At 36.5% G+C, this 26328-nt stretch carries 20 protein-coding genes and 1 riboswitch; of the genes, 19 read left to right on the top strand and 1 reads right to left on the bottom strand.

Translation table 11 applies throughout. The features are described from left to right. Window positions 1-107 precede the first annotated feature (107 nt). The 15 genes from ABH968_RS02820 to ABH968_RS02750 all read left to right on the top strand — a co-directional run bounded on the left by ABH968_RS02820 (window position 108) and on the right by ABH968_RS02750 (window position 20393). Window positions 108-449, top strand: a complete 342-nt coding sequence (locus ABH968_RS02820; RefSeq protein ID WP_370042357.1) for a toprim domain-containing protein — start codon at window positions 108-110, stop codon at window positions 447-449. Window positions 450-465: 16 nt separating this feature from the next. Further along, on the top strand, window positions 466-768 hold the full coding sequence (locus ABH968_RS02815; RefSeq protein ID WP_370042671.1) for a thioredoxin family protein: 303 nt from the start codon (window positions 466-468) through the stop codon (window positions 766-768). Window positions 769-833: 65 nt separating this feature from the next. Then, a riboswitch (SAM riboswitch) is annotated at window positions 834-938 on the top strand. Between the two features lie 82 nt (window positions 939-1020). Beyond that, window positions 1021-2049 carry a methionine ABC transporter ATP-binding protein gene (locus ABH968_RS02810; RefSeq protein WP_370042669.1) on the top strand — a complete coding sequence of 343 codons (1029 nt, stop codon included), beginning with the start codon at window positions 1021-1023 and terminating at the stop codon, window positions 2047-2049. Continuing rightward, a complete protein-coding gene (locus ABH968_RS02805; RefSeq protein ID WP_370042355.1) occupies window positions 2039-2707 on the top strand; it encodes a methionine ABC transporter permease in 669 nt (222 codons plus the stop codon). The genes ABH968_RS02810 and ABH968_RS02805 overlap by 11 nt, the downstream gene beginning before the upstream one ends. A gap of 117 nt (window positions 2708-2824) precedes the next feature. Next, entirely contained in the window at window positions 2825-3673 is an 849-nt protein-coding gene (locus ABH968_RS02800) for a MetQ/NlpA family ABC transporter substrate-binding protein (RefSeq protein ID WP_370042353.1), read from the top strand. 417 nt (window positions 3674-4090) lie between these two features. Continuing rightward, the gene (locus ABH968_RS02795; protein WP_370042351.1) at window positions 4091-4975 is read left to right on the top strand and encodes a response regulator; all 885 of its coding nucleotides are present in this window, start codon (window positions 4091-4093) and stop codon (window positions 4973-4975) included. Continuing rightward, window positions 4972-6018 carry a HEAT repeat domain-containing protein gene (locus tag ABH968_RS02790; protein WP_370042349.1) on the top strand — a complete coding sequence of 349 codons (1047 nt, stop codon included), beginning with the start codon at window positions 4972-4974 and terminating at the stop codon, window positions 6016-6018. The genes ABH968_RS02795 and ABH968_RS02790 overlap by 4 nt, the downstream gene beginning before the upstream one ends. Then, window positions 6015-7439, top strand: a complete 1425-nt coding sequence (locus ABH968_RS02785; protein ID WP_370042347.1) for a glycosyltransferase family 2 protein — start codon at window positions 6015-6017, stop codon at window positions 7437-7439. The genes ABH968_RS02790 and ABH968_RS02785 overlap by 4 nt, the downstream gene beginning before the upstream one ends. Then, window positions 7436-10615, top strand: a complete 3180-nt coding sequence (locus tag ABH968_RS02780) for a hypothetical protein (RefSeq protein WP_370042345.1) — start codon at window positions 7436-7438, stop codon at window positions 10613-10615. Before ABH968_RS02785 ends, ABH968_RS02780 begins: the two co-directional genes overlap by 4 nt. Before the next feature lie 502 nt (window positions 10616-11117). After that, complete coding sequence (locus tag ABH968_RS02775; RefSeq protein WP_370042344.1) at window positions 11118-12281, top strand: dicarboxylate/amino acid:cation symporter; 1164 nt, start codon at window positions 11118-11120, stop codon at window positions 12279-12281. 650 nt (window positions 12282-12931) lie between these two features. Further along, entirely contained in the window at window positions 12932-14257 is a 1326-nt protein-coding gene (locus tag ABH968_RS02770) for a nucleotide sugar dehydrogenase (protein ID WP_370042343.1), read from the top strand. Window positions 14258-14268: 11 nt separating this feature from the next. Beyond that, on the top strand, window positions 14269-15705 hold the full coding sequence (locus tag ABH968_RS02765) for a polysaccharide deacetylase family protein (protein WP_370042342.1): 1437 nt from the start codon (window positions 14269-14271) through the stop codon (window positions 15703-15705). Window positions 15706-15710: 5 nt separating this feature from the next. Beyond that, the gene (locus ABH968_RS02760; protein WP_370042341.1) at window positions 15711-17576 is read left to right on the top strand and encodes a glycosyltransferase; all 1866 of its coding nucleotides are present in this window, start codon (window positions 15711-15713) and stop codon (window positions 17574-17576) included. Beyond that, entirely contained in the window at window positions 17573-19324 is a 1752-nt protein-coding gene (locus tag ABH968_RS02755) for a polysaccharide deacetylase family protein (RefSeq protein WP_370042339.1), read from the top strand. The genes ABH968_RS02760 and ABH968_RS02755 overlap by 4 nt, the downstream gene beginning before the upstream one ends. Window positions 19325-19346: 22 nt before the next feature. Further along, window positions 19347-20393 carry a glycosyl hydrolase family 18 protein gene (locus tag ABH968_RS02750; RefSeq protein WP_370042337.1) on the top strand — a complete coding sequence of 349 codons (1047 nt, stop codon included), beginning with the start codon at window positions 19347-19349 and terminating at the stop codon, window positions 20391-20393. A gap of 340 nt (window positions 20394-20733) precedes the next feature. Here the strand turns inward: ABH968_RS02750 and gltC are convergent, their stop codons facing one another. Further along, window positions 20734-21636, bottom strand: a complete 903-nt coding sequence (gltC, locus tag ABH968_RS02745) for a glutamate biosynthesis transcriptional regulator GltC (protein ID WP_370042335.1) — start codon at window positions 21634-21636, stop codon at window positions 20734-20736. 847 nt (window positions 21637-22483) lie between these two features. Between gltC and sufC the strand changes: the two genes are divergently transcribed. From sufC to sufU, 4 genes are read left to right on the top strand one after another with little or no spacing between them, the layout of a single operon-like run. Beyond that, complete coding sequence (gene sufC / locus ABH968_RS02740) at window positions 22484-23263, top strand: Fe-S cluster assembly ATPase SufC (RefSeq protein WP_370042333.1); 780 nt, start codon at window positions 22484-22486, stop codon at window positions 23261-23263. Between the two features lie 18 nt (window positions 23264-23281). Further along, entirely contained in the window at window positions 23282-24589 is a 1308-nt protein-coding gene (gene sufD / locus ABH968_RS02735) for a Fe-S cluster assembly protein SufD (protein WP_370042332.1), read from the top strand. Continuing rightward, a complete protein-coding gene (locus tag ABH968_RS02730) occupies window positions 24589-25818 on the top strand; it encodes a cysteine desulfurase (RefSeq protein WP_370042331.1) in 1230 nt (409 codons plus the stop codon). Before sufD ends, ABH968_RS02730 begins: the two co-directional genes overlap by 1 nt. Next, window positions 25808-26236: a Fe-S cluster assembly sulfur transfer protein SufU gene (gene sufU / locus ABH968_RS02725; protein WP_370042329.1), complete on the top strand. Its 429-nt coding sequence runs from the start codon at window positions 25808-25810 to the stop codon at window positions 26234-26236. Before ABH968_RS02730 ends, sufU begins: the two co-directional genes overlap by 11 nt. Window positions 26237-26328 lie beyond the last annotated feature (92 nt).

Genomic DNA, 26328 nt, shown 5'->3' with positions numbered 1-26328 from the left:
AGGTGAATGTAAGTATATTCCTTTATCAATAGGTGTCTAACTGTATCAACGATAAAGTTTATTGATATAATGGATTATAAGGGATATGTCTAAATGGGGGTGGCGTGATGGTCGAGGGAAAATGCTTAATTGTCGAAGGTCGATCGGATAAGCTTCAAATTGAACCTATTTTAAATGAAGATGTTAAAATACTTTGTACGAATGGTACAATTGGTGTGCATCAATTAGAAGAGCTACTTGATCCATACGAGGGTTGTGAGCTTTATACGTTTTTTGATGCAGATACATCGGGTGATAAACTACGAGCATTAATGGACAGACATTATCCAGAGGCTGAGCATTTACGTACGATGCCAACATATAAGGAAGTTGAGACAACTCCGAGGAAAGTGTTAGCGGCGATATTGCTTCGTGCACATTTCTCAATCCATAATGAATATATTTTGTAAGGTTGCGTGAAAAATGATGGAAGAATGGTCAAAAGAGCAGTGGGACGCGGTTGTCCTGTCAGGTGAAAAGGCTGCCTTTTATTTATATACGCCTATGTGTGGAACGTGTGCAGTTGCATCGAAAATGATGATGGTTATTGAGCAATTGCTGCCACAGCTACAGGTTGGTAAAGCGAATATTAATTTTATAGAGCAAATAGCTTTTGATCATAAAATCGAAAGTGTACCATGTTTACTCGTATGTGAAGGCGGAAAAGTGACAGAAAAGGTTTATGCCTTCCAATCCGTACCATATTTATACGAATTATTAAAAAATTAATTGACTGAACTTTACTCGCGTGGTAAAGTAACAAATATATTAAAAAAACAATTAAATATATCGAACTCTTATAAAGAGCGGCGGAGGGAAGTGCCCTATGAAGCCCGGCAACCATCACAATCGTGAAAAGGTGCCAAATCACCCAAAGATTTATCTTTGAAAGATGAGAGAACGGTTTAGCGTATATTACGTGACCCCTTCTACTTGTCTATAAGTGAAGGGGTTTTTTATATGAGAAAAGGAGAATTCGCTATGATTCAGCTTCAAAATATTACGAAGAAATACAAAACCGCGAATGGCGAATTAACTGCAGTCAAAGACGTCAACCTTTCTATCAATAAAGGTGAAATTTTTGGCATTATCGGCTATAGTGGCGCTGGTAAAAGTACAATGATTCGCTTGTTAAACGGTTTAGAAAAGCCTACATCTGGTACGGTGACGGTTAACAATCAAGCATTTTCATCCATAAAGGGGCAAAAGCTCAGAGATGCTAGACAAAAGGTTAGTATGATTTTCCAGCATTTCAATTTACTTTGGTCTAGAACTGTTGAAGAAAACATCGCTTTCCCCCTAGAAATCGCAGGTGTTCCAAAGGCAAAACGTGAAGCACATGTGAAAGAATTAATAACTTTAGTTGGCTTAGAAGGGCGCGCTAAAGCATATCCATCACAACTTTCAGGGGGACAAAAGCAACGTGTAGGTATCGCTCGTGCGCTTGCTAATAATCCAGAGGTATTGTTATGTGATGAGGCAACATCCGCACTCGATCCGGAGACAACAGATGCTATCCTTGATCTCCTTGTCGATATTAACGAACGATTAGGTCTAACGATTGTGTTAATCACACATGAAATGCACGTTATTCGCAAAATTTGTCATCGTGTAGCGGTTATGGAAGCTGGAGAAATTGTAGAACGTGGTGAAGTATTACAAGTATTCCAAGCTCCACAAGCTGCCATTACGAAAAAATTCGTTTCTCAAATTACAGATACGAAGGAAACACAAGAAACTGTGGCACAAATTAAAGCAAATTACCCTAATGGACAACTTGTTAAGCTAATCTTTGTAGGAGAAAAAACAGAGCAGCCTGTCATTTCACATCTTGTGAAACAGTTTGATGTAGAAGTAAGTATTGTACATGGTAATATTTCGCAAACGAAAAATGGAGCGTACGGTACACTTGTTGTACAAATTGTTGGCTCAGAGGAAAATGTTGCTGCTGCACTGAGCTACTTAAATACAGTCGAAGTACAAACGGAGGTGATTACAAATGCTAACTAGTCTTTTTCCGAATGTCGACTGGGAAAAAATGTGGGACGCTACGTATGAAACGTTGTACATGACAACAATTTCTACGGTCATCACATTTATACTTGGATTAGTAATTGGAATCTTATTGTTTTTATCAAGTCCCAACCAACTATGGGCCAATAAAATTGTGAACTTTTTAACAGGATCAATCGTTAACATTTTCCGTTCGATTCCATTTATCGTTTTGATTATTTTATTAATTCCATTTACGAAATTTTTACTTGGCACAATTCGTGGCGCAGATGCGGCTTTACCAGCACTAATTATTGGAGCTGCACCATTCTATGCACGAATGGTATTAATTGCTTTACGTGAAATTGATAAAGGTGTTATTGAAGCAGCTCGTTCAATGGGTGCCAAAACGTCAACGATTATTTGGAAAGTATTAATTCCAGAATCGTTACCAGCGCTTATTTCTGGTCTTACTGTAACAGCTGTAGCACTTGTCGGTTATACTGCGATGGCAGGTATTATCGGTGCAGGTGGTCTAGGAAACTTAGCATTCTTAGATGGTTTCCAACGTAATCGCCAAGATGTAACTTTAATGGCGACTATATTAATCTTAATAGTAGTATTTATTATTCAATGGATTGGCGACATGATTACGATCAAAACAGATAAACGCTAAAGAGGGGCTAATAAAAATTGTAGTGACAAAAAGAGTATCTCGCTACGAACATCTAAGAGGTTATCTCGGTTTTATACCGCTAACATATTTAAATAAGTAAAAAGGGAGAGTAATAAAATGAAGAAGTTATTAGCAGGATTATTTTTATCAGTATTAGTACTAGCTTTAGCCGCTTGTGGTGCTGGTAAAAAAGAAGATACAAGCTCAAACTCATCATCTGGTGATAGTAAAGAAAACGTAACGTTAACAGTAGGTGCTTCGAATACACCTCATGCGGTTATTCTGGAAAAAGCAAAACCAATTTTAGCTAAAGAAGGTATCGATCTTAAAATTGAAACATATCAAGACTATGTATTACCAAACCAAGATTTAGAATCTGGCGAACTTGATGCAAACTACTTCCAACACATCCCTTATTTAGAGAAGGAAATTAAAGAAAAGGGTTATGATTTTGTAAACGCTGGTGGTATTCACATTGAGCCAATCGGTATCTACTCTAAAAAATATAAATCTCTTGAGGATTTACCAAAGGGTGCAACAATTTTACTTTCTAACTCTGTTGCAGACCACGGGCGTATGCTTTCATTATTAGAAGCTAAGGGCTTAATTAAACTTAAGGATGGAGTAGATAAAACATCTGCTGAACTTAAAGATATTGAAGATAATCCAAAAAACTTCAAATTCGATGCAAATACAGCTCCTGAAATGCTTGTACAAATGTATGAAAATAATGAAGGTGATGCAGTTCTTATCAATTCTAACTACGCAATCGACAACGGACTAAATCCAATGGAAGATTCTATTTCTCTTGAAGATAAAGAATCTCCGTATGTAAACATTATCGCTGTACGTGCTGGTGATGAAACAAAATCAGAAATTAAAAAATTAATAGAAGTATTAAAATCTAAAGAAATCCAAGACTTCATTATTGAAGAATGGAAAGGCTCAGTTGTACCAGTTAAATAATTCAAAAAGGGTATGTAAGTGTCAAAGCTTACATACCCTTTTATTTTGTCATCAAAAGAAAAATATAAATAATTTGTATCGATAAACAAAGGTTGATTTACACTCCGAGTTGGTAGTTTCCGCGGGCTTGGCTTTAACTTCTTTCAGCAGGTGTCCAAACACCTGTTATGGTAAAACGTCGACTTAAAAGGCTATCTTTTATCAGAAAAATATAACTTTTTAACAAAAGAGTTATTATTCTGTAGTTTACAGCAAAAATATAATAATATTTTAAAGTGGTCGATTTACCATAAATTTTGTATAGATATTGTTAAGTCATCTTTATTACTATAGTTGTTGTGTTTATAAATCAAGAGAATGATAGAAAAATAATGAAAGAGAATGAAAAACCTCTTACATCAACTGGAGTGAACACCAATGAATAAATTAATCATTGCAGAAGACATCATGCAGGAGCATGAGGTGAAGGGTTATTTTGAAATTTTGCGTGAGAGTGTTATTCGCTCACGTTTAACAATGACTGCAGTCTTTTTTAAATTAGCTAATTCCTCACAAGTAATTGATATAGAACGTAATCAAGTGAATGATCAAATTTCATCTTTTCTAAAATCAAAAATACGAAAAACAGATTTACTTTTCCAATTAGCAGATGGCGTGCATTGGGGAATATTTTTTCTGCAAAGTAGTGAAGTAGAGGTAAAGGCGTTTTTAAAACGGATTTTTGCAATTCTAAAGCAAGAAAGGGAATTTCAGCAAATAACGTTAAAAGCCTCCATTACTGAAATAAGAAATAATAGCGTCACCTTTGAAACTTTGTTAGACGAAAATAAGCAAAAACTAGCAGATGACGAACAGCCGACTTGGTCAATAGAACAGGTTACAGATTATAGTGTACAACCAACGGAGCAAGTAAAGGTAAGCATTATTGAACAAAATGCAATTTTTAGAAAAGTGCTAGAAACAACGATCAATCACTTAGACATTCCTCACTTTACTTTAGACGTGGCTACCTATGAAGATGGCTATAGTTTTTTACAGTCTGATAGCTATAAAACTGGCCATATGCATTTAGTTGTAATGAACGATATTTTACCACGTAAAAATGGCTTAGAAATTTTGCACATTTTGCGAGAAATGCCGAATGAGAAAAAATTCATCATTTATATGATGTCAGAACGAAACTCTGAAGGGGCGACACTGAATGCTTATGAAGGTGGCGTCGACGAATATATCGTAAAACCATTTAATTTACGTTTGTTAGAAGCAAAAATTAGGCGAACTTTTGCGAGGTTTTGGCTATGATTAAGCTGTCGATTTCTTTTCTTTTTACGGTCATCGTTGTTTTATTAGTAGTTCTATTTATATTTACGATATATCTACTTTTTCAGCGCCAGCGGGAGATTCGTTTTGCAGAAACGCGTGATATTTTTTTAGAAAACTATTCACAGCATTGGTACAACTATTTAATCAACGATGAAATTTTCTCTATGGTGCTTGTACCCCGCAAAAGAGCTCAAGTAGCAGCTATAGAAATAATCTTTTCATCGTATTTGAAAAATATAATGAATGACAAAGTTGAACATAAAATCAAAGAGTTTTCTAATCTCTATTTAAAACGGTTTTATGAAAAAGATTTAGCAAGTAAACGTTGGAGCATTAGGATGAATGCTTTATATCGTATTGCTGATTTGCGGATAGAGGATTTATTAGATACTTGTCAACAATTCGAGAAAACCAAAATTTCGGAAGAAGAATATTTTCAGCTGTTAAAAATATACTCTCTCTTCCAACCAGAATTGTTTATCGAAAAAATGAAAGAATCGTGCGTTCATTATTCTGAAAGCGAATATAGAAGATTATTTGTATTGTTAGAGGATGACGTATTTATTCGATTATTTGAAGACTTTGACAGCTGGACGAAAAATATCCAATTCGCTGTAATTGACACTGCGGCTGTAAAAAGAAATATGCAGTATATAGATAAGTTAAAGCAGCTATTAACCCATGAGATTCCAGAAATAAAAATAAGAGCATTAAAGGGTCTTTATGAAATTGGTGTAATTGATGAAATCGATCCTTATGTTCCATTTGTGACATCTGATATGTGGGAAGTAAGATTAATGGTTGCAAAAATCTTTAAGCATGTGCCACTAAACTATACCTATGCTTATTTAGAACAGCTACTTGAAGATGAAAATTGGTGGGTACGCTCACAGGCAGCTAAAACAATTGCAGAAAATAGAGAAGGAATTGCAAAATTACAGCAATTTATGGAGTCCTCAAACGACCAATATGCAATTGAAATGGCGCAGGAAACAGTAGTCAGAAAGCAGGGGAACAAATGAAAGTATTTTTAGATTATTGTATGTGGTTCTTTGGTTGCGTTATTCTGTTTTATATGTTGTTTGTTATTATTTCATATTGCGCAATGTTTGTAATTGCTATGCTAGATTTGCGAAAACGCTATAAATTAGATCCCTCAGAGTATGATGATGCTCATATCGATGCCTTTTACTCAAAACCAGTATCCTTATTAGTCCCTGCTTACAATGAAGAGGTTGGAGTTGTAGATACAGTCTATTCATTGTTGAATTTACGATATCCGCAAACGGAAATTATCATTATTAACGATGGTTCTACTGACACTACCCTACAAACCGTTATCGAGCATTTCCGAATGAAGCCCGTTGATAAAATTGTTCGTGCAAATATCCCTACAAAAGAAGTTAAACAAATTTATGAATCTGAAATTTATAAGAATTGCATTTTAGTAGATAAAGAAAATGGTGGGAAGGCAGATGCATTAAATGTAGGTATTAATGTATCGCAATATCCTTATTTCTGCTCTATTGATGGTGATTCAATCTTAGATGAAAAATCATTGCTTCGTGTGATGAAGCCGATTATTTTATCTGATGGTGAAGTGATTGCGGCAGGAGGAAATATTCGAATAGCCAATGGAGCGAAAATGCAGCTTGGTTCCGTTACTGAGACACACTTACCAAATAACTACTTAGTAATCATGCAAATAATAGAATATTTGCGAGCTTTTTTAATGGGACGCATAGCTTTAAGTAAATTCAATCTTGTGCTTATTATTTCCGGAGCATTTAGTGTCTTTTCGAAGGAATGGGCTGTAGAAGCGGGCGGTTACTCGACGAATATTATCGGAGAAGACATGGAGCTTGTCGTGAATATTCACCGTTTGATAAGAAAGAAAAAAGAAAAGAAACGTATTGAATTTGTACCAGATCCTGTGTGCTGGACCGAAGCACCTCAGACATTAGGGGTATTGCGAAATCAACGTAGACGTTGGCATCAAGGATTATTTGAAAGTCTTTGGAAGCATAAAACGATGACGTTTAATCCGAAATATGGCTTGATAGGGTTTATTGCATTTCCTTATTTTTGGCTTGTAGAATGCCTAGGACCAATTGTTGAGCTAGGTGGTTATATTTATATTGTTGTAGCATTTTTCTTAGGGAAAATCTATTATGAAGTGGCAATAATACTGTTGCTGCTCTTCGTCATTTATGGCGTTATTTTTTCAGTAGCATCTATTCTATTCGAAGCATGGACCATGAATACTTATCCGAGAAAGAGAGAGCTATTACGGATGATACTTTTAGCATTTACTGAAATTTTTTGGTATCGACCACTCACTCTTTTATGGCGCTGTGAGGGATTAGTTCGGTTTGTACTAAGAAAAAGCGATTGGGGTAATATGAAGCGTGTCGGCATCGCTGAAAAGGAGAAAAGTATATGAAGCGAATATATATAGGGGTTATAGCTATTCTAATTCTCATACTCACACCTATTGCATGGTGGTATTTGAGCGCTGAAAAACCGCTGAACGTCGCGATCTTAGATAAAACGGTTCCGAATGAAACATATCGAGAGCATTTAGGTGTGAACTGGTTTTTAAACCATTATAAATATACAATCGATCATCATCCATATGATGTACAAAAAAATTACTATGGTACGATTCCGAATGATCAAACGAAAAAAGTGTCAGAAAAAAAGTTTCCGACTGACTATAGTAATTATGATGTTATTTATTTGGCAGATACGTATGGTGTTTATAAGGATGATTTAAATGAAGAAAAGCGTCTAGGTAAACGCTCAGAAAAAATTGTCGGCGGCTTAGAAATGGATGAATGGCAGTCTATAGTAGCTCGTTTAGCAAGCAACAAGAAAAGTATGCTAATTGCTGAATACAATACTTTTGCGTCACCCACATCAGAGGCAGTTAGAAAAGAACTACAGGATTATTTAGGAATTTCATGGTCTGGATGGATTGGGCGTTATTTTGATGAACTTGATTATCATAAAAACTCAGAAATTCCACAATGGGTTATAGATGAACATGGTGATAATTGGCCATATAAGGGCGGCGGCTTTCTTCTATTTAATGAAAATACAGAAAAGCTTATTGTGCTAGAAATGGACAAGCATGTAAAAACAGAGGGCATTCAGGTGCAATTTACTGAAGAAGGAAAAAAATTCTTTAATACCTCTGCTAGTGCAGAGTATGGCTATTGGTTTGATATTATCACACCTAAATATGCGGAGGATGCACTCGCTAATTATAAATGGGACTTAACAAAAGATGGGGCAAAACTATTAAAGGACAACGATATTCCACAGCAATTTACGGCTATCGTTTCACAGGATAAACGCTACACGACAAGCTATTATTTTGCTGGAGACTTTAACGATATGTCACGTGTTCCGTCTCTTTACAAAATAAAGGGATTACCGACTATTTATAAATACGCTGAGAAGTATGCTGATAGTTCATTTTACTGGTCGATTTATATACCAGCCATGCATAAAATTTTCGAAACGTTTGAGCAAAAAGAGGTTCATGACAACGTTAATCATGAAAAATTAAATTATAATGCACGTACTAAGGGCGAGTCGTTTGAAGTCTTACGCGATGGAAAATGGGAGCCACTAGTTTTTAAGGGCGTTAATATTGGTATGGGTAAACCGGGAGCATTCCCTGGTGAGGCCGCTATTACCGAAGAAGAGTATTATCGATGGTTCCGTCAAATTGCTGAGATGAATGCCAATACGATTCGTGTATATACATTACACCCACCAGGTTTTTATCGGGCACTTGCTAAATACAATGAAGAAAATCCAGATAAACCACTGTATGTATTGCATGGTGTATGGATTAATGAGGAAGGCTTGGCTGATTCACTAGATGCCTATGATGAAGCTACTTTAAAGGATTTCCAAAGTGAAATGAAGCGCATGGTAGATGTCATCCACGGTAATACTTATGTGAAACCAGTAGCAGGACATGCATCAGGATTATATGATGTTGACGTTTCAAAATATGTTATTGGCTGGGTACTTGGAATCGAATGGTATCCGCATATGGTTGTCGGTACGAACGAAAAACACGCTAATATAGGCGAATACAATGGGAAGTATTTTGAAACGAAAAATGCTGCACCATTTGAGCATTGGTTAGCGGAGCAAATGGATCTTATTACTGTTTATGAGAAGGATAAATACAATTGGATCCGTCCAATGAGTTTCACAAACTGGGTAACAACCGACTTACTAGACCATCCATCTGAACCTTCTAAAGATGAAGATTTGGTAGGAGTCAATCCAAATGTCATCTATACAAAAGGTGAGATGCAGGCACCAGGACAATTTGCTTCCTATCATGTTTATCCATATTATCCTGACTTCTTTAACTTCGACCAAAAATATTTAAATTATAAAGATTTCCGGGGCAATAAAAATAGTTATGCAGGATATTTAAAAGACTTACATCAAGCTCATCGTATGCCTGTTCTTATTGCGGAATTTGGAATTCCTGCAGCGCGTGGTATGACACATGAAAATGTTTACGGCTGGAATCAGGGGCATATGTCCGAACAACAGCAGGGTGAAACACTTCAACATTTATATGAAGATATTATGCATGAAGGCTTGCTAGGAGGTCTTATCTTTACATGGCAGGACGAGTGGTTTAAGCGAACGTGGAATACGATGGATTACGATGATCCAAATCGTCGACCATTTTGGTCCAATGCACAAACGAACGAACAACAATTTGGCGTACTAAGCTTTGATAGATTTAAAGTAAAAGTAGACGGCGATACAAAGGAGTGGAAAGGTACACAAATGTACAATACCTCACCTTCTGCTTCCACCGATTTTGCTGTCGATTACGATGAAAAATATTTGTATTTCAAATTAAAAAGTGATGTTTTAGAAAAAGCTTCACCTCATATTTTACTTGATGTAGTACCAAATCAGGGAAATACTTCGGCAACATCAATAAAAGATATGACGTTTTCAAATGGTGTAGATTTTATAGTTGAATTAAATAAAAGTGGAGACTCTCGAGTTGTCATAGATGAATACTATGATTTCTATGATTATTTTTACGGTCATAATTTAAATATGATTCCGCCTCGTATGGCAGTTCCTACAAAAAACAGCGGTAAGTTTGCACCGATTAACTATGTGTTAAATAAACAGCTATTCTTACCAGAGCAAAACATTACTACCGACTTTAGTTTTTATGAAACAGGGAAGCTTCTTCAAGGGAATGCCAATCCAAAAGCAAAAGACTATAATTCGTTAGTAGACTATACATGGACGGATGATAATGTTATTGAGCTACGAATTCCTTGGCTACTAATCCAAGCAAAAGATCCAAGTCAGCGTGAGTTTATGGGAGATTTATATAAGGATGGAAAGGAAACTTCGTCTAAAGTCGATAATATTTATATTGGTGCTGTCTTTGTAGATAAAGAGGGCAGTGTGGTAAAATCTCTACCAGAGACAAACGGCCATGTCTTGCCTGCTCTTTCAGCTTATTCTTGGGAAAAATGGCAAACTCCTAAATATGAAGAGCGTTTAAAACAATCATATTATATTTTACAAAAATTATTTAAAGCGTATTAAATGGAGCTTAGGATAGGTGAGTTTTTGCCTATTCTAAGTTTTTTGTTTTTTTTTTTGGCTCATCCCCAAAAGTTATGGATGTGTTAAAACGTTTGCCACTTATATAAGTTGATTGGAGTGGAGACTGGGCGACTCCTTGGGGATTAGCGATAGAGGAACGAAGGCTAAAACCATCACATCCTGTGATAACGCCTTCGTGACCAACATCGTGTTGGCCCGAGACCCTGGAGCGCAGCGGATAGGGGAACGAAGGCTAAAAGCATCACGTCCTGTGATAACGCCTTCGTGACTAACATCGTGTTAGCCCGACGCCCCCAGGAAAGCGCCCAGTAGGAACGGAAACCAACCACACGTTATAGTGACGAGTCTCTGTATTAGAAAATAAAAAAGAGTTTTGCAATTCCGCCTATTTCGCGAACTGTATATTCTCTCGACTGTTTATGTTAAATTACTAATATTACATTCTGGAAAGACAGTTGTATTTTTAAGGAGGACAAAAATAATGAAACTTAAATTTGGTCTATTGGCAAAAATTATTGTCGCTATTTTGTTAGCGGTAATACTCGGAAACTTTATGCCAGAGCCATTTGTACGTATATTTGCAACATTCAATGGCTTATTCGGTAATTTTTTGAAATTTGTTGTACCACTTATTATTATTGCATTTATTGCTCCGGGCATTGCTCAGCTTGGGAAAGGCTCAGGAAAATTATTAGGTTTAGCAACATTCTTTGCTTATTTCTCAACAATCATTGCAGGTATACTCGCCTTTTTTGTAGCGCGCAATGTGTTGCCTAATTTCATTTCAAATGGTGCTATGGAAAGCATGAAAAACCCTGAGGAATTTTTAGCACAGGCATTCTTTAAAGTTGAAATGCCTCCAATAATGGATGTCATGGCAGCATTAATTTTTGCATTTATCGTAGGGATTGGTATGACTGCCATTCAAAGTGATGTTATGAAACGTGGTTTTGAAGAGTTTAATGTAATCATTGAAAAGTTAATTTCATTTGTTATTATTCCACTTTTACCATTCCATATTTTCGGTATCTTCTTGAACATGACATTTGGTGGTCAAGTAGCAAAAATCTTATCTGTGTTCGCGATTGTCTTCGCATTAATAATCGTGATGCATTGGGTAATATTGCTAATACAGTACACAACTGCGGGAATTTTAAATAAGAAAAATCCACTCATATTGCTTCGAACTATGCTACCTGCATATTTTACAGCTTTGGGCACACAATCCTCAGCGGCAGCTATTCCAGTTACATTGCGACAAGCGCAAAAAACAGGAGCTTCTGAAAAAGTAACGAATTTTACAATCCCACTGTTTGCTACGATTCATTTATCGGGTAGTACGATTACAATTGTGACATGCTCTTTAGGTGTTATGATGATGAACGGTATGGATATAGGCTTTGCACAATATATAGGCTTTATTTTTATGCTAGGTATTACGATGGTTGCTGCACCAGGTGTCCCAGGAGGGGGAGTTATGGCAGCAATTGGTTTACTACAAACAATGCTCGGCTTCGATGAAACAATGGTTGCACTTATGATAGCACTGTACTTAGCGCAAGATAGCTTTGGTACAGCTACAAATGTAACTGGAGATGGCGCACTAGCTATGATTGTCGATCGTTTCAACAGAAAAACTAGTTAATACAGGCAGAGTCGTGGATAGAAACGTCAAAGTCGTGGTTAGAACAGCCAAAGTCGTGGATAGAAACGTCAAAGTGACGGATAGAACAGAGTCAAAGTCGTGGATAGAACCGTCAAAGCGACGGATAGAACAGCCAATCTGATGGATAGAATCATCTAAGCAAAAAAATCGCCTGCTATGGCGATTTTTTTTTGCTTAGGATGTTAGTTGCTAACCGAGTATACAGATGTTGGAGTTTTCTTAAAGATTAATGAGAGAGTGCTACTTTCCAAGTTTTGATAATAAAGCGTTTCTCATGGATTTAATAGTTAATTAAATAGCTTTAAAAAGAATAGTGTAATTTTTTTTGTTACAAATAATTACAGTTTGTGCTTACTAAAATTTAATAAAATTTCATGTTTATGTAGGGAATTATCGAAAAAAATATAGTTCTAAAGAAGTGAATTAGAGATTTAGTTAGAAAAAAGTGCGATAAGATAGTTATTTTTTCGTTTTGTATGGAATTTGTTTAGAAAATGTTTAGTTAAATTTAGTACTATATGTGTGCAAGAATGAGTGGAATTCATATACAAAAAATGAAGCGTAAAAGAAATAGCAATTGTAGAAGTAGTCTTTGAATTTAAAATAACTTAGACAAGGAGTAATTGCTTATGGGAACAAAAATTGAGTCACCGATATTATCTTTATCAAAAAAAATTAAAACAAGGAGTGCCACGATTGGAGTTGTTGGACTTGGTTATGTGGGGCTCCCGCTAGCCTTGGAAATCGTCAATAAAGGTTTTGGAGTAATTGGTTTCGATAAAGACAATAAAAAAATTACTAAATTAAAAAGTGGTGATAGCTATATTGCTGATATGTCTAATGCAATCATCGAGAAAGCAGTTAATGAACAGAAATTTGAGCCGACAAGTGATTTTTCTAAACTTGTACATGTAGATATCATTATTATTTGTGTACCGACGCCTACGACTTCAGATGGAACACCTAATATCTCGTATATTGTTGATGCAGCTAATGCAATCGAACAGAATATGTCCTCGAATACTTTAATTATTCTTGAAAGTACAACTTACCCTGGAACAACAGAAGAAGTAGTTCAACCAATCCTAGAAAAAGGTAACTTCGTTATTGGGCAAGATATATTTTTAGCATATTCTCCTGAACGTGTGGACCCTGGAAATTTAAATTTTTCAGTTTCGAATACACCTAAAGTAGTTGGTGGAATATCAGCAACTTGTTTAGAAGTTTCCAAGCTTTTTTATGAAACAGTGATCAATACAGATGTGTTTGCTGTAACAGGTCCAAAGATTGCTGAAATGGAAAAGTTACTAGAAAATACGTTTCGACAAATTAATATTGCCCTTGTCAATGAATTAAGTCAGGTTTGCCATAAAATGAATATCGATGTGTGGGAAGTTATTGAAGCGGCTTCGACAAAGCCTTATGGTTTTATGCCATTTACACCGGGCCCTGGGGTAGGTGGTCATTGCATACCAGTAGACCCTAAATATTTATTATGGGCTGGCCAGCAGCATGGTGTTTCAGCAACATTAATTGAGACGGCAGATAAAATTAATGATTCTATGCCAAGCTTTGTAGTTGAAAGATTAGAAAATTATTTAAATGCACATGAAAAAGAGATAGATGAGGCAGAAATTGTAGTGATTGGAGTTTCCTATAAGCCAAATATTAATGATTTTCGGGAATCGCCAGCATTACATGTCATTGATAAATTAAAAGAAAAGCAGTGTGGTCTAAAAGTTATTGATCCATTTATTGAAACATTTACAGTTGGTAATGACATGTTTAACACAGTTTCACTTACAAAAGAATTAATTCAAAAAGCGGATGCTGTAGTCATTTTAACGAATCATACAACTATTGATTATTCATTGATTGATCAACATGCTGCTTTAATTTTTGACACACGTAATACCCATTATTTGTTTGAAAATGAAAAATATCACAAATTATAGAGGGGGATTCTGTGAACACGAGGCGACTAAAATTATGTAGTCTATTATTCATTTTGTTTTTAGCTGGATGTCAATCGTCCGCTCAAACTAATCAGGTTAAACCAGTTGATTCAGCAATTGACATAAAGGAACCGGATGGAACGATGAGTGAAATTTATAGACACCCAAGCATTCTTAGTCCAAAGGTAGCATTAACTTTTAATGGACTTGCAGACAATGAAACAATGCAGAAATTACTAAAGGTATTAGAACAATTTAACATGAAGGCAACATTTTTTGTAGAAGGTACGCGAGTGGCGCAAGATCCTGAGTTAGTGAAGGACGTTTTAGCTAAAGGTCATGAAGTAGAAAATGGTACGTTAACGTTTCCTGAAATGACTGATTTAAATTATGAAGAAACATATAAAGAAATTTACTTAGCCAATCAAGTTTTTGAAGAGCATCTAGGTTATACACCAAAATTCGTTCGTAGTCGTTCTGGTGATTCAACTGACAATATGCGTTTAGCAACTAAAACGCTCAATATGAAGGGAGTCGTAGAATCTTCCATTAATCCTAAAGATCGAAATATGCAAAGTGCTGAGGAAATAATGGATTATATTCATCGCTTTATCAATAGTGGATCTGTCATTCATTTAAACACGTACATTAATCCTGCGATTATTGATGTTGTACCACTATTGTCTCAATTAGGGAAAGAAAAAGGATATGTTTTCTCTACATTAACAGACATATTAGATGAACAATATTTAGGAAAATCTTTAGAGGAAATTGAAGGCTATGATGCTATTAAAATGAATCCGGATTATGAAAATGTTAAACCAAATATGTTCTATCGTAAAAATACTTCCAAAAAAGAAATTGCATTAACCTTTGATGATTGGGCAAGTGAGGAGAGAATTAAAGAGATTTTGGATGTTCTCGATAAGTATCATGTTAAATCCACATTCTTTTTAATTGGCAAAGGTGTGAAAAAGGATCCGCAATTAGCACGATTAATGGTTGAGAGAGGACATGAAGTTGCAAGCCATTCCTACAATCATCTTGATGTTACGAAAATGACACCGGAAGAACTCCAAAAGGATGTCGTGATGGCACATAGGGCTCTAACATATGCCTTACAGGAAGAGCCTTTGCTATATTTCAGACCTCATAAAGGGACAATTGATGAAGAATCAGCGAAAATTATTACCGCTACAGGTGTCAAATTGATTGCTATGTACGATATTGCATCGTTCGATTGGAAATTAGAATATACCCCTCGAGATATTTATAATCGTGTGATGACTAGAGTAGCTCCAGGAAAGGTAATTGTTATGCATATTTTAGATGGTACAAAAACAGTTGAAGCATTGCCATTAATCATTGAAAAGCTACAAAAAGATGGGTATAGTTTTGCGAAAATGTCGACTTGGATTGAAGAAGATTCAAATAAGAAAGTGAATTGATAATCATGAATAAGAAAAAAGAGATTTTAACGATACCACGCTCTGATCGACGCATTTTATCGAATATTCCTGACCCAGAAAATGTACGAAGTCTCGTTAATCGTCGAGGTGCTTCGTATCAAAAAGAGGAAATCGATCCTACAGATGTCAATGAAATATACCGTTTACAGCTGTTAAGTTTACGCTATGAAACCAATTTTGAAGTACAAATTAAAAGAGCTAGGCAAAAGGTTAAGGAAAAACATTACGCAGAGGATATTTCAGTAACAGGTATCCTTGTCTATTCAAATAGTCCTGAAAATTTTTTAATAGATAAAATTATCACGATGAAATTCACCATACCTGGTGGTGCGATGCCGGAGGGCTACGAATCTAGAGTAAAGGTAAAAGCGAAAATTGTTCGTCACTTTATAAAAGAAGTAGATGGAGAAACTCGATATTATTATGCATGTGAATTTTTACAGCCTTTAAATGACTATATGACAAAAAAACGCTGGGGACTATCAATCTTTATGGCAAGTATATTTTTATTGGTAGTTTCTTTAATCGTTATGTTAATGCGGGCTGAAAGTGTTATTTATTTCAGATTCAATAAATTCTTATATCTATATAGTATTATTGCTGCAACATTTCTTTTAAGTCGATATTTATTCGGTATTTTCTATAGGAATGTACCGATAAATCCTAAATTTGAACCGGGCGTTTCTATTATTATTCCAGTGTTTAACGAAGAAGAATGGATTCATAGAACAATTTTAAGCTGTATTAATCAGTATTATCCTGTAGACAAATTAGAGGTTATTGTTGTAGATGATTATTCGACAGATAGAACTGAGGAAAAATCAAAGGAAATGATTGACCTTATTCATAGCGAGGGTGAGCGATTTAAAACAAAGAATCGCTTAAGCTTCCATAAGCTACCTCAAAATGGAGGGAAACGTGAGGCTTTAGTGGCAGGAGTACATCTTGCTAAACACGATTTAGTCGTTTTCGTAGATTCAGATAGTTTTTTAGAACCTCATGCTATTCGAAATATAGTGCAGCCTTTCCAAGATCCTAAAATGGGCGGTGTGGCTGGAAGAACAGAGGTTGAAAATAAGTTTACAAATGCTCTGACAAAATTGCAAACAGTTCGCTATTATATAGCCTTTCGAATCATGAAAGCTGCTGAATCTTGGTTTGATACAGTAACTTGTTTATCTGGTCCTTTAGCATGTTATCGAAAAGAGCTTATTTTGAAGAACGAGACAGCATGGTTAAACCAAAAATTTCTTGGACAGCCTGCGACATTCGGGGATGACCGTAGTATGACAAACTATATTTTGAAAACACATCGAACGGGATATCAGGACAATGCTGTATGTTCTACAATTGTTCCATCAGACACAAAAGTCTTTTTATCTCAACAAATGAGATGGAAACGATCATGGCTACGCGAATCGTTACGAGCATTTTTATTTATGTGGAAGAAGGAACCTTTTATGTTTCTTTTCTTCATTATAGGTTTAATCGTACCAATAGCAGCCCCCATTGTTGTTGTTTACAATTTAGTTTATGTGCCAATTATGCATGGCATTTTTCCAACTACATTTTTAATGGGATTGTTATTGATGGCAATGTTAATGAGCTTGGCCCATCTTTTCTTTAGAAAAAGTAAATTGTGGGCATTTGGTTTTATCTTTGTACTTTTCTATGAATTTATTTTGCTGTGGCAAATGCCTGTTGCATGGGTTACATTTTGGAAATCAACGTGGGGTACGAGAGAAACACCTCAAGATGTCATAGCCAAAGAAAAGAAATTAGAAAAACAAAAATTACGAAAATCCCGAATTTCGATTCTAAAAATTAGAAAAATGGGTGAGAAGGAATGAGTGAAAAAAATGTTGTATTAAATTCAGCTAAAAAGAATCGAAGGAAAATAATACGATCCATTGTTCAAACGATTATCGTTATATTTTTAGCTGTTATTTTAATACGTGTAGTATTTTTAACAGAAAAAAGAGTAGAAGAAACGATTCCTTTAGTAAATAAAGATGGTTTCATCGCATTATCATATTTTGGTGTGAGCAGGGGTGAATCTCCTAAATATGTATCTAAAGAGAGTTTGAGAAAACAACTAGAACTGCTTGAAAGTCAAGGCTATAAAACAATTACTCAGCAGGATATTTTAGATTTTTATCAGAAAAACAAACCATTGCCGGAAAAGGCGTTGTATTTATCATTTGAAGATGGACGCACAGATTCTAGTATATTTGCTCAAAACATCATGGAGGATCTAAATTATAAAGCTACCATGTTTACGTATGCCAATAAAATGGATACACGGGACAACAAATTTTTAAAGCCGAAAGACTTATCGCTTATGGAAAAAAGTGGCTATTGGGAGTTGGGCTCTAATGGGTACCGCCTGACATATATTAATATTTATAACGATAAAGGACAGTCGTTAGGTATAGTAGATGAAAATAATGTGCCGGATAAAACGACTATCGAATATTATAATCATTATTTAATGGACTTCATTCGCAATCAATACATGATTCCAAGTGAAACGCGACAAGAAATGGAAAAACGTGTCCAAAAAGATTACAAGCTAATGCATGATATTTATAAGGAGGAATTAGGAGAAGTTCCTAAGGCCTATGCTATTATGCATGCCAACTCACTTTTTAATAATATGGATTCATTAGTTGAAAGTGCGAATAATAAAGAAATTAAGGATATATTTAAAATGCATTTCAATTTGGAGCTAGGGGCATATAATGATGCGGATGCTGATCGCTACAACTTAAGCAGATTACAAGTATCCCCCTATTGGTCTACCAATCATGTGATGATGAAAATCCGCCAAGCTAGTAAGCAAAATGTAGAATTTGAAGTCGGAGATCATCAAAGGGCAAAAGAATGGTCAGTAATGAATGGTGCAGCAGAATTTCAAAATAATGAGATTACTATAACATCAGCACCTTCCAGTGAAGGTCGGGTAATATTGAAGGAAACTCTCCCAAAGCAATATAATATAAACTTTGCTTTTAAAGGGAATGTCGTTGGACAACAATCTATTTATTTAAACTATGATGAAAAAAATAATAGCTATATTCGGGTGGCATTAATAGATAATGAGATTGTTGTTTCTGAAAAATCACCGGAATCAAGCGTAGTTGAGAAGGAGCGTTTCCTGTTAAATGAAATAAAGTGGAATGAAGAAGAGTATGCATTTAATAAGGCTACCGTATACGATTACCAGGATACGCAAAAAGGCTCTAGAATTGACGAGGAAGAGTATCCACGAAACCTAACAAAAACAAGAGTATTTAACATTTCTGTCAATAAGGATAAAATAAAGATAGATGTAGATAAGGTATTATCCAAGACAATTCAAGTAAATCCTGACATTCAAGGATCTCAAATTGGATTTGGTGCGTTGTTCAGCAAAAAAGAAACATCGCATGAACAGTATGCAGATGATATTTATGATACATTCATCGAAGATATTTTGATTACAGATGTTAACGATCATACGCTTTTTACTAACCAATACACGAATTTCGATAAAGTAAAGCACAAAACAATGACTTTATTTAATAACGTTGTTGATTTCTTTATTGAAACCTTCTAAAACGGGGGGGGACTAAATTCAAGTGAAAAAATTTTTTTTGTTTATCTGTCTAGCAATACTAATTATCACAGCTTGTAGTAATAGCATAGAAGCACCTGTTAAGGCTAGAGAAGGGTTGAAGAACAAAGCCAAACTTCAATTGTCTATTTGGTTACCTGAATGGCAAAACAAATCTGCCATCGAGGATGTGGAAAGTTCACAACAGGGCTTACAAGACATTCGCGTTTTTGGTGCTTATTTTAATGAGAATGACCAATTATTATTAAGTGAAGACACGATAGAAATGTTGAAACAAACACAGCAACAATTTAATGAATCACATCATGTTATACTCACGTTAATTAACGATTATGTTACAGATAACGCCCCATCAGTTCAGAAGGATAGTACGTTATTGCATCGATTGTTTCAAGATGCGTCATCAAGGCAGCGACATATCGATAATATTATGCAGGTTGTTGAACGATACAATGTGAATGGTATCGAAATTGATTATGAAAAGATTGCTAAAGAGGATCTCCCTAAGTACGTACATTTCTTAGAGGAACTTTATGAACAGCTATCAAAAAAGGATATTTCATTACATGTCGTACTAGAGTCTAGTTTCCCATTTAATGTTAAATTGCCAAATGGACCTAAATATACAGTGATGGCTTATAATGTGCACGGATATCATAGTGGTCCAGGTGCAAAGGCAACCTTTTCATTTTTAAGTGACTTAACAAAAAAAATTAGGAAGTCTAATCAAAAATTAGCGATTGCTTTTGCAACTGGCGGATTCCAATGGGTAAATCAAGGCAAAACGGTTGCTTTAACGGAAGTAGAGGCAGAGGAATTACTAAACAAAACGAAAGTGGTTAAATATCGCGATCAAGCAAGTGGTGCTGCATATTTCACGTATTTAGATGAACAAAATGTTAAGCATGAAGTTTGGTACGCCGATCAGGAAACACTTGAAAAATGGACAGCGTACGTGCAAAAGAGACGCTACAATGAGGTTGTTTTATGGCGCGCCGGAGGTCTAGGCTCAAAAACGTTACAATGGATTAACGAACAATCAGAGGAGTGACGGATAGGATTGCTGGAGCGCCGGATAGAGCAGCTAAAGTTGTGGTAGAAACATCAGAGCGACGGAAAGAAGAGCCGAAGCGACGGAAAGAAGAGCCAAGGTGACGGATGGAAACCAGAGCGACGGAAAGAAGCGCCGAAGTGACGGAAAGAAGAGCCAAAGTGACGGATGGAAATCAGAGCGACGGAAAGAAACGACAAAGCGACGGAAAGAACAGCCAAAGTCGTGGATAGAAACGTCAAAATGATGGATAGAACAGCCAAAGTCGTGGATAGAACCACCAATCTGACGGATAGACTCACCTTAAGCCAAAAAAAATCGCCAGCTACGGCGATTTTTTTTATTGGAATTGAGAAAGACGTGAAAAGAAATTTGTAACGAAGTCTAAAAATATTTTTTCTGATGGTGCAATTTCACGGTTTACAGGTGAAATAATACCGACTGTTCTTGGAATCGCAGGTGATTTAATTGGTACCTTTACGGTGAAGCGGGCTGCTGAATCATACAGTGAGCTTTCTGGTAATAAGCTGACCCCAATGCCTGCAGCGACAAGACCCTTAAGTGCATCTAAGTCTTCCCCTTCAGAGATGACGTTTGGCGAGAAGCCGGCAGCTCGACATGCATCCATAGCTACTTTATGTAATATGTATCCATCTGGGAATAACACAAATAAATCGTTACGTAAATCGGCAAGCTGAATACTTTCCCTTTTGGCTAATGGATGTTTTGCTGGCAGTAATGCAGCGATATTTTCAGTAAATAATATTGTTGAATGAATCGATTCGTCCTTTGGTGGAAGAGGGCCTAAAAAAGCTAAATTTAACTCGCGATTTTTGACTGCATCAATTAAAAAACGATAGGAGCCTTGACGGAGCTGGAATTGCAAATCCGGATATTCACGCTTAAAGGCTGAAATAACAGTTGGCAATACATAGCTAGCCAAGCTCGTTGGAAAACCGATTTTTATCGTACCTTTAGCAGGATTTAAATATTCTTCAACTTGCTTTGCGGCAAAATCAAAGGCTTTTAAAGCGGTAATTGTGTGCTCGAGAAATATTTTTCCAATCGGTGTCAATTTAACATTTCGTCCTACACGTTCAAAAAGTGGTGTGCCTAATTCATTTTCTAAATTAGCAATTTGTCGGCTTATTGCAGATTGAGCAACATGAAGATGTTCGGCAGCTTCTGAAATGTGTTCCCGCTCAGCAACTTCAACAAAATAACGTAATTGACGTAACTCCACTAGATATTCACCTCTATTAATCGAAAAATACGATTGATTATACCCCAATTATATACTATTTAAGATGAAAATGATTGAAATAAAACAGGTGTCTAAATCAATTAAGGCTAATCATCATAACGTGGGGTTGATTTCCGTTCCGTCTGGGCGCTTTGTTGCTGCCGCTTCGCTTTCGCACAGATAAAACATTTGCCGCTGACGCTTCGCTTTCGCGCAGAGCAGAGCTTCCTGGGGGCGTCCGATGAGCCGCTTGGGCCAACACGATGTTGGTCACGAAGGCGTTATCGCAGGACGTGATGCTTTTAGCCTTCGTTCCTCTGTTTGCTCGCTGCAGGGTCTCATCTGTGACGCTGATCCCCGAGGAGTCGCCCAGCCTCCACTCCAATCAACTTATTTGCATGGCATACTTTTTAATTAATTAATGTCATCCTAAATTTGGGTAATAAGCAAAATACAATTCAAATAAAATCTTACCTACTCAATTTCTTTCCTTTATTTGATTCCATTCTAATAAAAAAGGTTATAGTATTGGTATTGTTAATTATACGTTTCTGTCACAAAACCGCTACAATTAGCGCTTTCTGCGGGGTTTTCACTATGTAGGTAGATGAAATTCATTCTCAATTAGTTTTAATTCATTGAAAATGAGGAAAGTTGATTCTCATTGTCAATAACGATTAGCAATAATCTGAAAATGCTTACAAACTCTTTGTTATTAAGGATTGTTTCAGAGAAAAATGAAAGTGATTGAAATGGTTTGCATAGAGAACGATTTTCAGTTAAGATTAGAATGATGATAATTAAGGAATGGTACACCATTCACTGAACACACTATGGAGGTATTTTCATGTCAACTTTAGTTATTAAAGATCTTCACGTTGAAATCGATGGGAAAGAGATTTTAAAAGGCGTAAACCTTACAATTAATACAAATGAAATTCATGCAATCATGGGACCAAACGGAACAGGTAAATCAACACTAGCTTCTGCAATCATGGGTCACCCTAAATATGAAGTAACTTCTGGTACAGTAGAACTTGATGGCGAAAATGTACTTGAAATGGAAGTGGACGAGCGTGCTCAGGCAGGTTTATTCCTAGCAATGCAATATCCTTCTGAAATCGCTGGTGTAACAAATGCTGATTTCTTACGCTCAGCTATTAATGCACGCCGTGAAGAGGGCGATGAAATTTCTCTAATGAAATTTATCCGTGAATTAGATAAAAACATGGAATTCCTTGAAATGCATGAGGATATGGCACAACGTTATTTAAATGAAGGTTTCTCTGGCGGTGAAAAAAAACGTAACGAAATTCTTCAATTAATGATGATTAAACCTACTTTCGCAATTTTAGATGAAATTGACTCTGGTCTTGATATTGACGCACTTAAAGTTGTTTCAAAAGGAATCAATGCATTGCGTGGAGAAGGATTCGGCTGCTTAATGATTACTCACTACCAACGCCTACTTAACTACATTACACCAGACCATGTACACGTAATGATGCAAGGTCGTGTTGTTAAATCAGGTGGCGAAGAATTAGCACAACGTTTAGAAGCTGAAGGCTATGACTGGATTAAAAAAGAATTAGGTATCGAAGAAGAAACTGAAGAACAACAAGCATAAGAGGGAGGACGAACTAGCATGACAGTGGAACTTAACTTGCCTGTAACAGTACAGGACGTGCGCTCGTTCTCAGAAGCGAATGGAGAACCGGCTTGGTTTACAGAACTTCGCGCGGCAGCACTAGACAAAGTAACTGGTTTAGATTTGCCAAAACCAGACAGAACAAATATTACAAAATGGGATTTTGTAAATTTCCCAACTCACACAGTTGACAGTGAAGGATTCGTTTCACTGGATGCATTACCAGAAGAAGCAAAAGGTTTAATTGATTTTGAGGCACAAGAAAATCTTTATATTCAACGCAATAACACACCAGCTTTCATTAAAACATCACAAGAACTAGCTGATAAAGGTGTTATTTTTACAGATATTTTAACAGCGGTTCGTGAACATGGCGACCTTGTTAAAAAGTACTTTATGACAGAAGCTGTAAAAGTTGATGAGCATAAATTAACAGCGCTTCATGCGGCACTTGTTAACGGTGGTGTGTTCGTATACGTACCTAAAAATGTCATTATCGAACAGCCGCTTCAAGTAGTATTCTTAAATGATAACGCAGAAGCTTCATTATATAACCACGTGTTAGTTGTTGCTGAAGCAAATTCAGCTGTAACATATGTTGAAACTTATATTTCAACAGTTGAAGAAGCAAAAGGTCAAGCAAATATTATTGCAGAAGTAGTAGTTCAAGACAATGCACAAGTTACTTATGGTGCGGTTGATGTGCTTGCGAAAGGATATACTACTTATGTAAATCGTCGTGCACGTCTAGCTCGTGATGCGAAAGTAGATTGGGCTCTTGGCTTAATGAATGATTCAGATACTATTTCTGAAAACATTACACATCTAATCGGTGACGGTTCTCATGCTGATACAAAAACAGTAGTTGTTGGTCGCGGTGAACAAAAACTTAACTTTACTACTGAAGTTCGTCACTGGGGTAAGAACTCAAATGGTCATATCTTAAAGCATGGTGTAATGAAAGACGCAGCACAATCAATCTTTAACGGTATTGGCTACATCGAACACGGTGCGACAAAAGCGGATGCACAGCAGGAATCACGTGTGTTAATGCTTTCTGAAAAAGCTCGTGGCGATGCAAACCCAATTCTATTAATCGATGAAGACGATGTAACAGCAGGACACGCAGCATCTGTTGGTCGAGTGGATCCACTACAACTTTACTACTTAATGAGTCGTGGTATCTCGAAAGCAGAAGCAGAGCGCCTTGTTATCCATGGATTCCTTGCGCCAGTTGTTACGCAATTACCAATCGAAGGCGTACAAAAGCAACTGACGGAGGTTATTGAAAGGAAAGTTCGCTAATGATGAATAAAGACATTAAAAGCTATTTCCCAATTTTAAATCAGGAAGTAAACGGTCATAAGCTTGTTTACCTTGATAGCGCAGCAACTTCTCAAAAACCTATTCAAGTGATTGAAGCGATGAAACATTATTATGAATTCGATAATTCTAATGTTCACCGTGGTGTGCATACATTAGGTAATCGTGCTACTGACAAATATGAGGGTGCACGTGAAAAGGTTCGTAATTTTATTAATGCTACATCAACACAAGAAATTATTTTTACTCGCGGTACTACAACTGCTTTAAATACAGTAGCAGCAAGTTATGGTCGTGCTAATGTTGCTGAAGGTGATGAAATTGTCATTACTCATATGGAGCACCACTCTAATATTATTCCTTGGCAACAACTAGCGAAGGAAAAAAATGCAACGCTGAAATATATTGAGCTTGAAGCGGATGGCACACTTAACTTAGAAAAGGTTCGTGCGACAATTACACCTAAAACAAAAATTGTGTCGGTGTCAATGGCGTCAAACGTCCTTGGAACGATTAACCCAATTAAAGAAATCGCTCAAATCGCGCATGCGAACGGTGCTGTAATGGTAGCGGATGGTGCACAAGCAGCACCACATATGAAAATCGATGTACAAGATTTGGATGTAGATTTCTTAGGGTTCTCAGGTCATAAAATGTGCGGACCAACTGGAATAGGTGTACTATATGGTAAAAAGGAACACCTTGAAAAGATGGAGCCAATTGAATTTGGTGGCGAAATGATTGACTTTGTTGGACTTTACGATTCAACGTGGAAAGAACTACCGTGGAAATTTGAAGGTGGAACTCCTATTATTGCAGGTGCAGTAGGTTTAGGAGCCGCTATTGATTTCTTAACTGAAATTGGGCTAGATAACATTGCGGAGCATGAGCATAAGCTTGCAGGCTACGCGATGGATCAGCTTGAAACAATTGACGGACTTAAAATTTTCGGCCCACGTGACCCAATGAAGCGTTGTGGCCTTGTAACGTTTAACTTAGACGATGTACATCCACATGATGTGGCAACGGTTCTTGATATGAACGGTATTGCTGTTCGTGCAGGACATCATTGTGCACAGCCGCTAATGAAATGTCTTCAACAAGTAGCGACAGCGCGTGCAAGCTTCTATCTGTATAACACAGAGGAAGATATTGACCGCCTAGTTGCAGGGTTACGTTCTGCGAAGGAGTATTTTGGCGATGTCTTTTAATAATTTAGATCAACTATATCGTTCAGTCATTATGGATCATTATAAAAATCCTCGTAATAAAGGATCTATTGAAGACGATGCTGTAACGATCGATATGAACAATCCGACTTGTGGAGACCGTATTCACTTAACGCTAAAAGTGACTGACGGTATTGTCGAGGATGCGAAGTTTGACGGTGAAGGCTGTTCGATTTCGATGTCTTCTGCTTCCATGATGACGCAGCTCATTAAAGGGAAAAAGGTTGAGGAAGCATTAGAGCTTGCTGAAATTTTCTCTAAAATGATGATGGGCGAAGACTATAGCGAGAAATATGACCTTGAGGATGTTGAGGCACTGCAAGGTGTTTCTCAATTCCCTGCACGTATTAAATGTGCGACATTAGCTTGGAAAGCGATGGAAAAAGGTGTAAAGCAATAAATAAATCCTAATTTTGAGTGAAAGCTACGATGTGTGCTTTCACTCAAAGTAAGATTGTGAGCTTTAAACAAAATAACAATAATGCATGAACG

It is taken from the genome of Lysinibacillus sp. RC79, from assembly GCF_041262405.1.
Taxonomy (GTDB): domain Bacteria; phylum Bacillota; class Bacilli; order Bacillales_A; family Planococcaceae; genus Lysinibacillus.
Note: the sequence above shows the minus strand (reverse complement) of the source record. Positions and strands in the feature narration are given on the sequence as shown.

Coding starts and splice junctions, on each gene's coding strand:
- ABH968_RS02820 (WP_370042357.1), top strand. CDS start 108: ATGGTCGAGGGAAAATGCTTAATTGTCGAAGGTCGATCGGATAAGCTT.
- ABH968_RS02815 (WP_370042671.1), top strand. CDS start 466: ATGGAAGAATGGTCAAAAGAGCAGTGGGACGCGGTTGTCCTGTCAGGT.
- ABH968_RS02810 (WP_370042669.1), top strand. CDS start 1,021: ATGATTCAGCTTCAAAATATTACGAAGAAATACAAAACCGCGAATGGC.
- ABH968_RS02805 (WP_370042355.1), top strand. CDS start 2,039: ATGCTAACTAGTCTTTTTCCGAATGTCGACTGGGAAAAAATGTGGGAC.
- ABH968_RS02800 (WP_370042353.1), top strand. CDS start 2,825: ATGAAGAAGTTATTAGCAGGATTATTTTTATCAGTATTAGTACTAGCT.
- ABH968_RS02795 (WP_370042351.1), top strand. CDS start 4,091: ATGAATAAATTAATCATTGCAGAAGACATCATGCAGGAGCATGAGGTG.
- ABH968_RS02790 (WP_370042349.1), top strand. CDS start 4,972: ATGATTAAGCTGTCGATTTCTTTTCTTTTTACGGTCATCGTTGTTTTA.
- ABH968_RS02785 (WP_370042347.1), top strand. CDS start 6,015: ATGAAAGTATTTTTAGATTATTGTATGTGGTTCTTTGGTTGCGTTATT.
- ABH968_RS02780 (WP_370042345.1), top strand. CDS start 7,436: ATGAAGCGAATATATATAGGGGTTATAGCTATTCTAATTCTCATACTC.
- ABH968_RS02775 (WP_370042344.1), top strand. CDS start 11,118: ATGAAACTTAAATTTGGTCTATTGGCAAAAATTATTGTCGCTATTTTG.
- ABH968_RS02770 (WP_370042343.1), top strand. CDS start 12,932: ATGGGAACAAAAATTGAGTCACCGATATTATCTTTATCAAAAAAAATT.
- ABH968_RS02760 (WP_370042341.1), top strand. CDS start 15,711: ATGAATAAGAAAAAAGAGATTTTAACGATACCACGCTCTGATCGACGC.
- ABH968_RS02755 (WP_370042339.1), top strand. CDS start 17,573: ATGAGTGAAAAAAATGTTGTATTAAATTCAGCTAAAAAGAATCGAAGG.
- sufC (WP_370042333.1), top strand. CDS start 22,484: ATGTCAACTTTAGTTATTAAAGATCTTCACGTTGAAATCGATGGGAAA.
- sufD (WP_370042332.1), top strand. CDS start 23,282: ATGACAGTGGAACTTAACTTGCCTGTAACAGTACAGGACGTGCGCTCG.
- ABH968_RS02730 (WP_370042331.1), top strand. CDS start 24,589: ATGATGAATAAAGACATTAAAAGCTATTTCCCAATTTTAAATCAGGAA.
- sufU (WP_370042329.1), top strand. CDS start 25,808: ATGTCTTTTAATAATTTAGATCAACTATATCGTTCAGTCATTATGGAT.